General features: G+C 74.2%; 9 protein-coding genes. 6 read left to right on the top strand and 3 right to left on the bottom strand.

Annotated elements, in window-relative coordinates:
* The first annotated feature begins 74 nt into the window (after window positions 1-74).
* The 5 genes from ABTY62_RS25095 (at window position 75) to ABTY62_RS25075 (ending at window position 7,792) form a co-directional block, all read left to right on the top strand.
* Window positions 75-2,579: a SpoIIE family protein phosphatase gene (locus ABTY62_RS25095; RefSeq protein WP_352131684.1), complete on the top strand. Its 2,505-nt coding sequence runs from the start codon at window positions 75-77 to the stop codon at window positions 2,577-2,579.
* Between the two features lie 99 nt (window positions 2,580-2,678).
* Window positions 2,679-3,779 carry a sugar ABC transporter substrate-binding protein gene (locus ABTY62_RS25090; RefSeq protein WP_352131683.1) on the top strand — a complete coding sequence of 367 codons (1,101 nt, stop codon included), beginning with the start codon at window positions 2,679-2,681 and terminating at the stop codon, window positions 3,777-3,779.
* 5 nt (window positions 3,780-3,784) lie between these two features.
* Complete coding sequence (locus tag ABTY62_RS25085) at window positions 3,785-4,567, top strand: ATP-binding cassette domain-containing protein (RefSeq protein WP_352131682.1); 783 nt, start codon at window positions 3,785-3,787, stop codon at window positions 4,565-4,567.
* The gene (locus ABTY62_RS25080) at window positions 4,564-5,778 is read left to right on the top strand and encodes a sugar ABC transporter permease (RefSeq protein ID WP_352131681.1); all 1,215 of its coding nucleotides are present in this window, start codon (window positions 4,564-4,566) and stop codon (window positions 5,776-5,778) included. Before ABTY62_RS25085 ends, ABTY62_RS25080 begins: the two co-directional genes overlap by 4 nt.
* Before the next feature lie 118 nt (window positions 5,779-5,896).
* Window positions 5,897-7,792 carry an ABC transporter ATP-binding protein gene (locus tag ABTY62_RS25075; RefSeq protein ID WP_352131680.1) on the top strand — a complete coding sequence of 632 codons (1,896 nt, stop codon included), beginning with the start codon at window positions 5,897-5,899 and terminating at the stop codon, window positions 7,790-7,792.
* A 127-nt stretch (window positions 7,793-7,919) separates the two neighbouring features.
* Here the strand turns inward: ABTY62_RS25075 and ABTY62_RS25070 are convergent, their stop codons facing one another.
* The 3 genes from ABTY62_RS25070 to ABTY62_RS25060 all read right to left on the bottom strand — a co-directional run bounded on the left by ABTY62_RS25070 (window position 7,920) and on the right by ABTY62_RS25060 (window position 9,975).
* A complete protein-coding gene (locus ABTY62_RS25070; protein ID WP_311730008.1) occupies window positions 7,920-8,414 on the bottom strand; it encodes an inorganic diphosphatase in 495 nt (164 codons plus the stop codon).
* 82 nt (window positions 8,415-8,496) lie between these two features.
* Window positions 8,497-9,312: a carbon-nitrogen hydrolase family protein gene (locus ABTY62_RS25065; protein WP_352131679.1), complete on the bottom strand. Its 816-nt coding sequence runs from the start codon at window positions 9,310-9,312 to the stop codon at window positions 8,497-8,499.
* A 222-nt stretch (window positions 9,313-9,534) separates the two neighbouring features.
* The gene (locus tag ABTY62_RS25060; RefSeq protein ID WP_352131678.1) at window positions 9,535-9,975 is read right to left on the bottom strand and encodes an SPW repeat protein; all 441 of its coding nucleotides are present in this window, start codon (window positions 9,973-9,975) and stop codon (window positions 9,535-9,537) included.
* A 122-nt stretch (window positions 9,976-10,097) separates the two neighbouring features.
* On the opposite strand from ABTY62_RS25060, the gene ABTY62_RS25055 reads away from it, so the two are divergent.
* Window positions 10,098-13,088, top strand: coding sequence for a helix-turn-helix transcriptional regulator (locus ABTY62_RS25055; protein WP_502997512.1), 2,991 nt, complete (start codon window positions 10,098-10,100; stop codon window positions 13,086-13,088).
* Window positions 13,089-13,294: the final 206 nt, after the last annotated feature.

Here is a 13,294-nt window from a genome sequence, read left to right as displayed (position 1 = left end):
TGCCATCCTGATGGTGTGAGCGCCCTCGCTTGTCCGGGCGGGCACACGGGCGCGCCAGGAGGTGGAATGGCGCAATGGCCGGCCAAGGCGGCTCCGGAGTGGACCTCACGGTGGAGGGCGCCGTGACGGAGCAGGCCCTGGTGTTCGCCACGGCGGCGCTGACCGCCGTGTACGTACTGTCCCCGGACGGCGACGAGCTGCGGCTCACCGAGACGGCCGGCGGCCCGCGCGCCCTGTACGGCCTGCCGACCAGCTATCCGCTGTCCGGGCGCTCCCCCGTCGCCGACGCCTTCCGCACCGGCCGGCCCCAGTGGTCGACCTCCGCGAAGCTCGCCGCCTACGGGGAGGGCGCCCAGCGGGCCCTCCCGGCCGATATGTCGCTGGGCGCGCTGCCGCTGGGGGCGGACGGCAGACGGCTGGGCTGTCTGGTCGTGGTGTATCCGGGGGACGGCTTCGACGCCGAGCAGCGCAATTTCCTGGAGCTGTACGCCGATCAGATCGCCGCCCAGCTCAAGGCGGGCGACCGGGCAAGCGGCGGGGCCCCGGCCCGGACCGGGCCGCTGTCGGTGCTGCGCTCCGCGCTGGACCATCTGCACGTCGGCTCGTTCACCCTGGTGCTGGACACCGGGCGGATCGACGCGGACGCGCAGCTGCTCGAGCTGGTCGACATCGCCCCGGAGTCCTTCGACGGGCGGGTGGAGACCCTGCTGGCGCACACCGTGCCGGAGGACCTGCCCGCGCTGATGTCCATCGTCGAGCCGGGCCAGATGGCGCTCGGCAGCCGTGACCTGGAGTTCCGTATCCGCCGGCCGACCGGCGAGCTGCGCTGGCTGCGGCTGTGCTGCCGGATCCAGGGCGATGCCGTGGGCACCCCGGAGCGGCTGCTCGGCCTGGTGGCGGACGCCTCGTATCTGCGGCCCACCGCCGACGAGGTCTCCCGGGTGCAGCGGCTGTCCGCGGCGCTGGCCAACGCGATGACCGTCCGCGACGTCAGCCTGGTGGTGACCGCGGCGCTGCGCGAGCCGCTGGGGGCCGACCGGGTGGCGCTCGCCGAGCTGGAGGGCGACCGGCTGGTGGTGACCGCCCTCGACCCGCCGGAGCCCAGCGCCTGGCCGGGGATGTGGCGGTCCGAGTGGCGGTCGGAGTGGCCCGATGTGCCGCTCCGCGCGCTGCCCACGCTGGAGACCGCGCTGCGCGAGGGCCGGATCACCCTGCTGCCCCCGGACGGCGGCCTGGAGCCCGGCCTCGCGGACATGGGCGCCGGCGGCCTGGCCGTCCTGCCGCTCCCGGCCCAGGGCCGGGTGGTGGGGGTCTGTCTGGTCGGCTGGGCGGAGCCGCACCGGTTCTGCCCGGAGGAGCGGTCGCTGCTGACCGCGACGGCGGGCCTGGTGGGGCAGGCCCTGATGCGCGCCCACGCGTACGACGCCGAGCACGAGCTCGCCACCATGCTTCAGCGCAGCCTGCTGCCCCGCCGGCTGCCCCCGCTCCCCGGCGGGGTGGCCGTGGCCCGCTATCTGCCCGCGATGAGCGGTCTCGAGGTGGGCGGCGACTGGTACGACGTCATCCCGCTGCCCAACGGCCATGTGGCGCTGGTGATCGGCGACGTCCAGGGGCACAGCGCCGGGGCCGCGACCATCATGGGCCAGATACGCACGGCCATCAGGGCCTACGCGGTGGAGGGCCACCCGCCGGACGTGGTGATCTGCCACGCCAACCGGCTGCTGGTCGGCATGGAGACGGAGCTGTTCGCCACCTGCGCCTATGTCGAGCTGGACATGGAGGAGGGCGACGCCTGGTTCGTCCGGGCCGGACATCTGCCGCCGCTGCTGCGCCACCCGGACGGCACCACCGAGGAGGTGGAGGCCGAGGGCGGGCCGCCGCTGGGGGTGCTCGCCGACGCGGAGTTCGCCATGACGGCGGTCGGGCTGGCCCCGGGCACGGTGCTCACGCTGCTGACGGACGGCCTGGTGGAGTCCGCGGCCCTCCCCCTGGACGACGGCCTGCTGCGGGTGCGACGGGCGCTCTCGGAGGCGGACCCGTCCGACGCCGGGCGGCTGGCCGACTCGCTGCTGGGCGACCTCAGCCGGCGCGACGACGATGTGGCCCTGCTGTTGCTGCGCTACGACGGGATGAAGGTCCGGCCGATCCGGGCCGGGTGGGCGGTGTGGCGGCTGCCCGACGCCGTGATGCACGCGCGCCGCTTCACCGCGCGCACGCTGCGCTCCTGGCGCGTGGCGGAGGAGTCCGACATGGTCCTGCTCGTCGTCTCGGAGCTGGTCACCAACGCCCTGGTGCACACGCAGGGCCCGGTGCGGCTGGACCTCACGCTGGCCGGGGACCGGCTGCGGATCGCGGTGAGCGACGCGTCGCCGCGGGCGCCCGCCAAGCCGGTGCTCGTGGACTGGGAGTCGACCGGCGGCCGGGGCCTGCTCCTGGTCGAGGCGATGTCGGCGACCTGGGGCTCGGTGCCGGTCAGCGGCGGCAAGCAGGTGTGGGGCGAGCTCGTGGTCGCCGCGGGCCGGACGGCCGACGGGGACGGGGACGGGGACGGGGACGGGGACGGGGACGGAACGCAGTGAGCCGGACCCGAGCCGGGCCGGAATCCGGATCCGGAGCCGGAACCGGAGCCGGATCCGGAGCCGCCCCGCCCGGTGCCGGGTGAGGAGGTGCTTCGCACCGTGAGAGCCCATCGGCGCCATGCCGCCCTCCTCGCGGTCGCGGCCTCGCTGGCCCTCGCCCTGGGCGCCTGCGGCAAGGCGGCCGAGTCCGGCACCGTCGTACGGCCCGTCCCGCCCCCGACGACGGGCCACCCGACGATCGGCCTGCTGCTGCCGGACAGCACCACCCCGCGCTGGGACCGGTTCGACCGGCCCCTGATCGAACGGCGGATCGGGCAGTTGTGCCCCGCCTGCACGGTGCAGGCGGTCAGCGCCCAGGGGGACGTGGCCCTCCAGCAGCATCAGGTGGACTCGATGATCATCAAGGGGGTGAACGCCCTGCTCCTGGTCCCCGTGAACGCCAAGGCGATGCACCCCGCCGTCGAGAAGGCACGGAACGCGCGCATCCCCGTCGTCTCGTACGACCGCCTCGCCGAGGGCCCCATCTCGGCCTATGTCTCCTTCGACGGCCAGGAGGTCGGCAGGCTCCAGGCGAAGGCGCTGCTGAGGGCCATGGGCCCGCGGGCGCGCGGCGCCGGGATCGTCATGATGAACGGCGACCTGGCCGACCCCAACGGGGTCGCGTTCAAGAAGGGAGCGCTGTCCGTCCTCCACGGCAGGGTCAGGATCGAGAAGTCGTACGACACGGCGGGCTGGCGGCCGGAGAACGCCTACACCAACATGTCCGGCGCCATCGCCGCGCTCGGCCCGCACCGCATCGACGGCGTCTACGCCGCCAACGACGGCATCGCCTCCGGGGTGATCGCCGCCCTCAGGGCCAACAGCATCCGGCCGATACCCCCGGTCACCGGCCAGGACGCCGAACTCGCCGCCGTACAGCGCATCGTGGAGGGCAAGCAGTACATGAGCGTCTACAAGCCCTTCAAGCCCGAGGCGTACGCCGCCGCCCGGATCGCCGTCAACCTGGCCCGGGGCTCGGGCCCCGGCCCGATCGCCCGGGACCGGGTCCGCGGCGACATCCCGGCCGTGCTGCTCCACCCGATCCCGCTGACCGTCCACAACATCCGGCAGACGGTGGTCAAGGACGGCATGTACACGATTCGCCAGATCTGCACCCCGGAGTACCGGCCGGCCTGTGTGAGGGCCGGGCTCATGCCCTAGGGGAGATGGTTACCGTGCCGGCTGCACCTCTGCTGGCGTTGCGCGATGTCTCCAAGCGGTTCGGCGCCGTCCAGGCGCTCGCCGACGTCGAGTTGGAGATCCACACCGGTGAGGTCGTCGCCCTGCTGGGGGACAACGGCGCCGGCAAGTCCACCCTGGTCAAAGTGATCGCCGGGGTCGGCCCCGCCGACCGGGGCGTCTTCGCGTGGGAGGGCCGCGCGGTCCAGGTCAAGCGCCCCCACGACGCGCAGAGCCTGGGCATCGCGACCGTCTACCAGGACCTGGCGCTGTGCGAGAACCTCGATGTCGTCGGCAATGTCTTCCTCGGCCGCGAGGTGCGCAGATTCGGCATCCTCGACGAGGTGGAGATGGAGCGCCGGACCCGCGAACTGCTGGCGGCGCTGTCCATCCGCGTCCCCGACGTACGCGTCCCGGTGGCCACCCTGTCCGGCGGCCAGCGGCAGACCGTCGCGATCTCCCGGGCGCTGCTGGGCGAGCCCAGGCTCCTGCTGCTCGACGAGCCCACCGCCTCCCTCGGCGTCGAGCAGACCTCGCACGTCCTCGACCTGGTGGAGCGGCTGCGCGACCACGGTCTGGGGGTGCTGCTGATCAGCCACAACATGGGCGACGTCAAGGCCGTCGCGGACCACGCCGCGGTGCTGCGGCTGGGGCGTAACAACGGCTTCTTCGATGTGACCACCACCTCCCAGGAACAGATCATCTCCTCCATCACCGGCGCCACCTCCCATGCCCGCCGGCCGCCCCGCGCCGGGGAGGCGGGGCCGTGAGCGCCCGCGCCCCGGCGCCCGCCCGGCGCGCCGAGGACGGCGTGTTCGGCGAGTTCCGGCGGCGCCTGGGCAGCGGCGAACTGGGCTCGCTGCCGGTCGTCCTCGGCCTGATCCTGCTCTGGGCCGTCTTCGAGATCCTGAACAGCAACTTCCTCTCGCCGCGCAATCTGTCCAACCTGAGCGTGGACATCGTGGGCACCGGGCTGATCGCGGTCGGCGTCGTCTTCGTGCTGCTCATCGGGGAGATCGATCTGTCGGTCGGCTCGGTCAGCGGGCTGGCGGCGGCCGCCTTCGCCGTGCTGAACGTCAACCAGGGCCTGCCGGAGTGGCTCGCCCTGGTCATCGCGGTGCTCCTGGGCGCCCTGATCGGCGTCGTGCACGGGTTCTTCTTCGCCAGATTCGGCGTACCGGCCTTCGTCGTCACCCTCGCCGGCCTGCTGGCCTGGAACGGCCTCACCCTCTACCTCCTCGGCCAGAGCGGCACGATCAACCTCCACGACCAGGGGCTCGTCGCCAAACTGACCAGCTACTACTTCCATGACATCGCCGCCGCCTACGGCCTCGCCGCCCTCGGCCCCACCGCCTTCTTCCTCGCCGCCTACCGCGACCGGTGGCGCCGCAAGGCCGCCGCCATGCCGTACCGGCCGCTCCACGAGATCGCGGTGCGCACCGGCGCGATCGCGGTGGTCGCGTTCGCGGCCGCCTATGTGCTCAACCGGTTCCAGGGCCTGCCGCTCGCCCTGCTGATCTTCGTCGTGCTGGTGGCCCTGCTGGACGTGCTGCTGCGCCGTACGCCCTACGGCCGCTCGGTCTACGCGCTGGGCGGCGGCGTCGAGGCGGCCCGGCGGGCCGGGGTCCGGGTGGCGTGGGTGCGGATCTCGGTCCTCATGGCGTCGGGCACGATGGCCGCGCTGGGCGGCCTGTTCCTGGCCTCGCGGATCACCTCGGTCAGCCAGCCCTCCGGCTCCGCGATCCTGCTGCTGAACGCCCTGGCGGCGGCCGTCATCGGCGGCACCAGCCTGTTCGGCGGCCACGGCAGGACGTGGAGCGCGGTGCTGGGCATCCTGGTGATCGAGTCGCTCGCGTCCGGTATGGCCCTGCTGAACATCCAGTCGGCCCTCCAGTTCATGATCACTGGCGGGGTGCTGCTCGCCGCCGTCGTCCTCGACTCGCTCTCCCGCGGCTCCCAGAAGACGCGCGGCCGGGCCTGACCCCGCCGGCCGGGGCGCCGCGCCATGCCCCGTTCGGGTGGATCCGCGCCGTATGCCGGACGCCGCGGTGGGCCGTACGGCAGCGTGTGGGGCCGACGCACCGCCGCAAGGGGGATCCATGGCGACCCAGACCTCCGACCAGCCGGCCGAACGGCCCACCGAGGAGCTGCGGTACCGGTCGGCCACGCTCGCGGCGCTCGAGCGGAACCCGATCAACAGCCGGTCCATGGCGCGCAGGCTGCCGCTGCTGGTGCGGCGGGCGCTCGCGCTCGGCTGGCAGGTGGACCGCAGGGCGGTGGTCGCGCTGGTGCTGTGCCAGGTGCTGTCGGGGTTCTTCGAGGCGTTCGGGCTGCTGGCCACCACCGGCACGATCACGGCACTGATCTCCTCCGGTCACATGTCCGACCGGCTCCAGGAGGCGCTGCCCTCGCTCGCGGTGCTCGCCGGGGCGGCCGGGTTACGGGCGCTGCTGGGCATCGGCGTGTCCAACATCTCCACCCGGCTGGCCCCCCGGATCTCCCGGGAGGCCGAGATGCGGATGCTGCACGCGGCGATCAACGCCGAACTGGCGGCGTACGACAACCCCGGGTTCAACGACAAGTGGGACGCGGCCGACCGGGGCGCCGTCGTCGCCCAGGACCTGATCATCGAGTCCCAGCAGCTGACGGCCTGCCTCGCCTCCCTGGTGGCGGCGGCGGGCGTGGTGACCGTACTGCACCCGGCGCTGCTGCCGCTGCTGCTGCTCGCCGCGCTGCCGCAGGGCGTGGCCGGGATGAAGGCGGCCCGGGTGCACTACGAGACCTCGCGCGCGATGAGCGCCGAGCGGCGCACGCTCGGGCTGCTGCGCTGGTACATGGTCGACAAGGACATCGCCGACCAGCTGCGCTCGGGCACCATGGCGGCCTTCCTCCTCGGCCGCTACCGCGCCATCGGCGCGCGGGTCGACGCCGCGACCGACCGGGCGGCCCACCGGGGCGCGCGGTACGCGGTGCTGGGCGCGCTGGCCGGAGGGGCCGCCTCCGGGCTGGTGTGGGCGGCGCTGGCGCTGCTGCTGGGCTCGGGGCGGATGTCCGTCGCCTCGGCGGGGACCGCGGTCTTCGCGCTGCGCACGGTGGGCTCCTCGCTGCGCGGCATGGTGGGCTACGGCACCCGGCTGTTCCGCACCGGACTGTATCTGGACGACTGGGCGGAGTTCATCGAGGAGGCGGGCGGCCACCGGGTGCGGCGCGGCGGGCGGGTCGCGTCCGCGCCGAAGGTGGTCAGGGCCGAGGCGGTCACCTACCGCTATCCGGAGTCGGACGCGCCGGCCCTGGACGAGGTGAGCGTGGAGGTCCGGCGCGGCGAAGTCCTCGCCCTGGTCGGCGAGAACGGCTCCGGCAAGACCACGCTCAGCAAGCTGCTCACGGGGCTGTATCTGCCGTCGGGCGGCGCGGTCACCTGGGACGACGTCAAGACCGGGGACCTCGACCCGGACGCGCTGTGGCGGCAGACCGCGGTCGTCCCCCAGGACTACGCCCACTGGCCGCTGACCGCCCGCGAGAACATCACGCTCGGCCAGCCGCACGGCGGGGACGAGGCGGTGAGGGAGGCCGCCGCGCACTCCGGGGCGCACGAGGTCCTGGACGGGCTGCGCAGCGGCCTGGACACGCTGCTGGCCCGGCAGTGGTGGGGCGGGGTGGAGCTGTCCGGCGGCCAGTGGCAGCGGATCGCCCTGGCCCGCGCCTTCCACCGGCCCGCCGGGCTGCTGGTGATGGACGAGCCCACCAGCGCCCTCGACGCGCGCGCCGAGCACCGTATCTTCGCGGGGCTGCGGCGGCTGGCGGAGGACCGCGCGGTCGTCCTGGTCACCCACCGCCTGGCGAACGTCGCGGTCGCCGACCGCATCGTGGTGCTGGACCGCGGCCGGGTGATCCAGCAGGGCACCTTCGGCGAACTCGTCGACGCGCCCGGGCTGTTCCGGGAGCTGTGGACCCTCCAGAACGACCGAGGCCCGGCGCCCGAACCCACGCCCTGACGCCGGCACCGGGCTGCTCCTCGATGGGCGGCTCCGCCGCGCGGGGTGCTCCGCCCCAGCCCCCGGGCGGCCCACCCCGACGCCTACGGCGGGCTGCTCCCCTCCCCGCCAGGCACCGCACGACCGCTCACCCGGCCAGCCCGGCCGCCGCCGCGCGCTGCCGCGAGGCGGCTATTTCGTCGTACGCCCGGTCGCGGCCCTCCCAGTGGGAGCCCTCGACGGACTTGCCGGGCTCGAGGTCCTTGTAGACCTCGAAGAAGTGGGTGATCTCCATCCGGTCGAACTCCGAGACGTCGCCGATGTCCCGCACCTCCGCATAGCGCGGATCGTGGGCCGGGACGCACAGGATCTTCTCGTCCGGGCCCTTCTCGTCGCTCATGCAGAACATGCCGATGGCCCGGCACTCGATGACACACCCGGGAAACGTCGGCTCACCGACCGTGACCAGCGCGTCCAGCGGGTCGCCGTCGCGCCCCAGGGTGTGGTCGATATAGCCGTAGTCGGCCGGGTACTTGGTGGCGGTGAACAGCATCCGGTCCAGCCGGATCCGCCCCGACTCATGGTCCATCTCGTACTTGTTGCGAGACCCCTCGGGGATCTCCACGACGACGTCGAAGTCCATCGCGACCTCCTCCCGCGGCCACCCCCGCGCCCGGCGCGCGCTTCCAGTGTGCGCCGGGCCCGCAGGGCACGCCGTACGAAGGTCACACGCCCCGGCCCAGCCTCCGGTTGGCCAGGACGGACACCTTGCGGCGGACGGCCGTCACCTCGTCGGCGTGGATCTCCGCCACCAGCAGCCCCGGCGTCGCCCCCAGCCGCTGCCGTACGGTCCCGTCGGGGCCGACGACGGCGCTGTGCCCGATGCCGGTGGGGGCCGTCGGGTCGGCCGCCTCCGCGGCCAGGGTGCCGGTGGCCGCGGGGTCGGCCTGGCCGACGGCGGCGAGCCATACCGTGGCGTCCAGCGCCCGCGCCCGGGTCAGCAGTTCCCACTGCTCGCGCTTGCCCGGCCCCGCGCCCCAGGAGGCGGGCAGCAGCGAGAGCCGCGCGCCCGCGTCGGCGTGGGCCCGGAACAGCTCGGGGAAGCGCACGTCGTAGCAGGTGGCCAGGCCGATCCGGACGCCCTCCAGGTCGAAGGTCACCACCTTGGAACCGGGCGCGACGGAGTCGGACTCGGCGTAACCGAAGGCGTCATACAGATGGATCTTGTCGTAGGAGGTCTCGACTCCGGGCCCGGTGGCCAGCAGGGTGTTGGCCACCCGCCCGTCGGGCGCCGGGGTGAACATGCCCGCCACGATCACCACTCCGCAGTCCTTGGCGATCCGCCGGACCTCGGTGGCCCACGGCCCGTCCAGCGGCTCGGCGAGCGGCGCCAGCGGGGTGCCGAAACACGCCATGGCTGCCTCAGGAAAGACGATCAAACGGGCATCGGCCGCGGCGGCGCGATGCGCCTGCTCCCGGAGGACGGCAAGGTTCTGCTCCGGGCGCGGGCCGCTGACAATCTGGCTCAGTGCGATACGCATGACGCGATCTGCCTCATTCCCTGGACGTTGCCTCGAGTGGTCCCTACGGGTGTGTACGTGACGCCCCCGGGGGTGCGCTCATTGTGCGGCCTGCGCATAACTGACCGCCCGTCACCCGAAAGCCGCCGCAGGAAAGCCGTCGGCCGCACGACCGGTGAGGTCATGCGGCCGACGGCCCGTATCCGTCTCCGTATCCGTTTCCGTGTCAATTCACTTGTGGATTCACGCCTCCCGGCTCCTGCGCATCAACACCCCCGCCGCGAAAAGCCCGAGGACGCATGTGATGGCGCCGACAACGACGTTGTTCCAGATCATTCCGGCGTCGGGGAACCGTGTGACCACCCAGGGAGAGATGATCATCCATACACCGATCGCGGACATCGCCCAGCACAGGCTGTACATCCGGCGCGGCGCCGTGGTCAGACCGATGCCCAGCAGGGCCACGCAGATGCCCAGGATGAGGTTGTTGACCGTGAGGTCGGGGCGGGCGCCCGAGAAGTGGACCACCCAGGGGGAGATCGCGAAGTAGAGACCGGCCAGAAGCACCGGCCCGTCGACGAAGACAACATCCCGTGCACCAACCATGCGTGCGTACCGCTCCCGCATTTCGGTTACGTCGGGGTGATGCGTGATATCACTCCTGTGGCGTGAGACGTCGGCCATACGACTCGCCTCCTTCGATCCATGCAAGTCTGACCGCGCAGTGCGGCGCGCTGCCGCACCACCATTGTGCGCCTCGCCTTGATTTATAGGTAGATGTCTGTTTGAGCGGGAGGGAAGCGGATATGCCCGTGAGGCGGCATTCCGAGCCGCATGCCGAATGGCATTCCGAACGGCACTCCGGACCGCGTCCGGAGCCCGCGGTCGGACGCGGCGAACTGCTGGCCCGGGGGCGCGAGCAGCTGGCGCGCGGCGGGAGCGTGCTGTTGCCGGGGCCGGCCGGGATCGGCAAGTCCACCGTACTGCGGGCGCTGGCCGCGGAGGTGTCGGGCGGCGGGCGGCTGGTGCTGCGCTGCTCCCCCGCCGAGTCGGAGCGCCGACTGCCCTATCTGGCCCTGATCGATGTGCTCGGGCCGGTCGCGGACGAGGTCGCGGGCGCGCTGCCCGACTGGCAGCGGTCCGCCCTGGACGAGGCGCTCACCGGGCGGCGCGGCCCCGCCGACCCCGCCGAACAGCACGGCAGGCACGACGGACACGACGGGCACGACGGGCTGACGCTGCGCCTGGCGGTGCTCTCGGTGCTGCGGGCGCTGGCCGAGCGGGCGCCCGTACTGCTGGTGGTGGACGACCTCCAGTGGATGGACCCGCCCAGCCGCGAGCTGTTGGCCTTCGCGGCCCGCCGAGTGGGCGGGCTGCCGGTGGGGATGGTCGCGGCGGTGCGGACGGATCCGGTCCTGGCACCGTCCGGCGGCGAAGCGGAACGGAACAGCCCGGCCTACTTTCTACGCGCGTTGCCCCCGCCCGCGCTCGTCCTGCCGGTGCCCCCGCTGTCGTATCCGCAGGTCGCCACGGTGCTGAGGGCACGAAGACCGGCGAAACTCCCCGGTTCCGTGCTGCGCGAGATCCACCGCACCAGCGGCGGCAACCCCTGCTTCGCCCTCGAACTCGCCCGCGCGCTCGCCGAGTCGGGCAGCGCGCCGCGCCCCTGCGAGCCGCTGCCGGTCCCGGCCGCCCTGCGCGACCTGGTCCTCGACCGGCTGCGCGCCCTGCCCGCGCCGGGCCGCCGAACGCTGCTGATCGCGAGCGCCGCCGAACGCCCCACCCTGGCGCTGCTGCGCGCCGCGGGCCGCGCCGAGGCCGAGGCGGAGCTCGCCGAGGCGGCCGCGCTGGGTTCCGTGGACCGGGAGCACGACCCGCACGCCGCGGTCCGCTTCACGCATCCGATCCTCTCCGCCGCCCTGTACGCCGAGGCGGCGCCCGGTGACCGGCGCGCGGCGCACGCCGCCCTCGCCGAAGCCACCGCCGACCCGGTCGAACGGGCCCGCCATCTGGCCCTGGCCACCGCGGACCGGGACGAGCACATCGCCGCGACCCTGGCCGGCGCCGCCGCCCTCGCGCGCGAGCGCGGGGCGCCCTCGGCCGCCGCGCGCCTGGGCCTGCTCGCCGCCGACCGCACCCCCGCCGAGGCGGTGCGCACCGCCTTCGCCCGGCGGCTTGACGCGGCCGAGGACGCCCTGGTCGCGGGCGAGCCGGAGCTCGCCCGCGACACCGCCCAGGAGGTGCTGGCCAAGGCGGTGCGCCCGGCCGACCGAATACGGGCGTGGCTCACCGTCATCGACTCGGCCGGGCAGGCCATGGCGGACCTGGACGACGCCTTCCCGCAGGCCCTCGCCGACGCCGGAGCCGACCCCCGGCTGCTCGCCCCGCTGCGCCTCCGGCTGTCGCGGCGCGCCCTGCTGGTCCTCGGCTCGCTACCGCGGGCCCGCCGGGAGGCCGCCGAGGCCGCGCGGCTCGCGGCCCTGGCGGGCGACCGCCGCACCGAGTTGCTCGCGCTGTCCTGCCAGGCGCGCGCCGAGGCCCTGATGGGCCACCAGGACGCCGAACACACCCTGGCCCGGGCGCTCGCCGAGCCCCAAGGCCCCCAGGACCAGCAGCTGGCCTGCGCCCCGGACGGGCCCGGCCATACGCGCTTTCGCACGCTGCTGGCGGACGACCGGCTGGAGGAGGCGCGGGCGGCGGGCGCGGCGCTGGTCCGGCTCGCGGAGCGGCGCGGCGCGGTGCCCAGCCGGATCCTGTCTCTGCGCGGGCTCGCCGAGACCGAGCTGCGGGCGGGCCGCTGCGCGCCCGCCCTGGATCTCGCGCACCGCTCCCTGCGGCTGGCCCGGGACGCCGGGGTCGGCGAGGGGCCGGCGCTGCGGCTCGCGGCGCTGGCCGAGGCGTCGGGCGGCGGCGTGGCGCGCGCCCTGTCCCTGGCGCGGGAGGCGGTGCACCGCGCCCAGGAGGACGGGGACCTGCTCCATCTGGCCCGGAACCTGTCCGTGCTCGGCCACGCCCGGCTGGTGGGCGGCGACCCCGAGGGGGCCGTCCTCGCGCTGCGCCGGGTACGGGAGATGGAGCGCGCGCAGGGCGTGGCCGACCCGGCGCGCGGCCGCTGGCAGGGCGACCTGGCCGAGGCCCTGGTGCGCACCGGCGGGCTCGACGAGGCGCGCGAGGTCGTCGAGTCCACGCGCGCCCCGGCGATCCGGCTGGGCCGGGCCGGCGCCCTGGCCGTGCTCCAGCGGGCCGAGGCCCAACTGAGGGCCGCTCGCGGCGACCTGGACGCCGCGGCCGCCGCGCTGCGGGCGGCGGCGGCCCGCCTCCGCGCGCTCGGACACCGGATCGAGGAGGGGCGGGCGGAGCTGGCGCTGAGCCAGGTGGAGCTGCGCCGGGGCGACATCGCGGCCGCGCGCACCGCGCTCGACGCGGCGGCACACGTCTTCCGGCGCGCCCGGGCCCGCACCTGGCTGGAGCGGGTGTCGGCGGAACTGGCCGCGGTGGAGCCGGAGTACGGCGCGTACGTCAGGACGGCGGCGCCGGGAAGCGTCCCCGGCGCCGGACCGCCCCCGGCCGCGCTGCCGCCGAGCGGGCTGCCGTCGAGCGGGCTGCTGGACGCGCTGGCCGAGATGGAGCGCCGGGTGGCCGCGCTGGTCCTGGAGGGCGCGACCAACAGGGAGATCGCGGCCCGCCTGTTCATCAGCGTCAAGACCGTGGAGGCGACGCTCACCAGGGTCTACCGGAAATTGGGGATCCGATCGCGCGTCGACATCGTCAGACTCGCGACGCGCTGGACAGGGTGAGGTGGGCGGGAGGAGCACCGCTGAAGTGGGGCTCAACTCGGGTTTGGCGCGGGGCACATGGGGGTTTCCCTATGCCACAGGTCAAGGGCCAACCCTCATTGGGTGTGTGGTGCAACGGCTTCTAGCGTGAAGCGGCCGTCGGCGATCAGGAGGTCGCCGGCCTGGTGCGCTCCGCTTCCTGTTCCCCCCACTTTCAAGAAGCCACG

Source organism: Streptomyces sp. NPDC097640 (genome assembly GCF_040302705.1).
In the GTDB taxonomy this organism is placed as follows: Bacteria; Actinomycetota; Actinomycetes; order Streptomycetales; family Streptomycetaceae; genus Streptomyces.
This window is presented reverse-complemented; position numbering and strand designations above follow the sequence as displayed.

What these genes read in the sequence shown, in the direction of transcription:
- ABTY62_RS25095 (WP_352131684.1), top strand. Translation starts at nt 75, where the DNA reads ATGGCCGGCCAAGGCGGCTCCGGAGTGGACCTCACGGTGGAGGGCGCC.
- ABTY62_RS25085 (WP_352131682.1), top strand. Translation starts at nt 3,785, where the DNA reads ATGGTTACCGTGCCGGCTGCACCTCTGCTGGCGTTGCGCGATGTCTCC.
- ABTY62_RS25075 (WP_352131680.1), top strand. Translation starts at nt 5,897, where the DNA reads ATGGCGACCCAGACCTCCGACCAGCCGGCCGAACGGCCCACCGAGGAG.
- ABTY62_RS25070 (WP_311730008.1), bottom strand. Translation starts at nt 8,414, where the DNA reads ATGGACTTCGACGTCGTCGTGGAGATCCCCGAGGGGTCTCGCAACAAG.
- ABTY62_RS25065 (WP_352131679.1), bottom strand. Translation starts at nt 9,312, where the DNA reads ATGCGTATCGCACTGAGCCAGATTGTCAGCGGCCCGCGCCCGGAGCAG.
- ABTY62_RS25060 (WP_352131678.1), bottom strand. Translation starts at nt 9,975, where the DNA reads ATGGCCGACGTCTCACGCCACAGGAGTGATATCACGCATCACCCCGAC.
- ABTY62_RS25055 (WP_502997512.1), top strand. Translation starts at nt 10,098, where the DNA reads ATGCCCGTGAGGCGGCATTCCGAGCCGCATGCCGAATGGCATTCCGAA.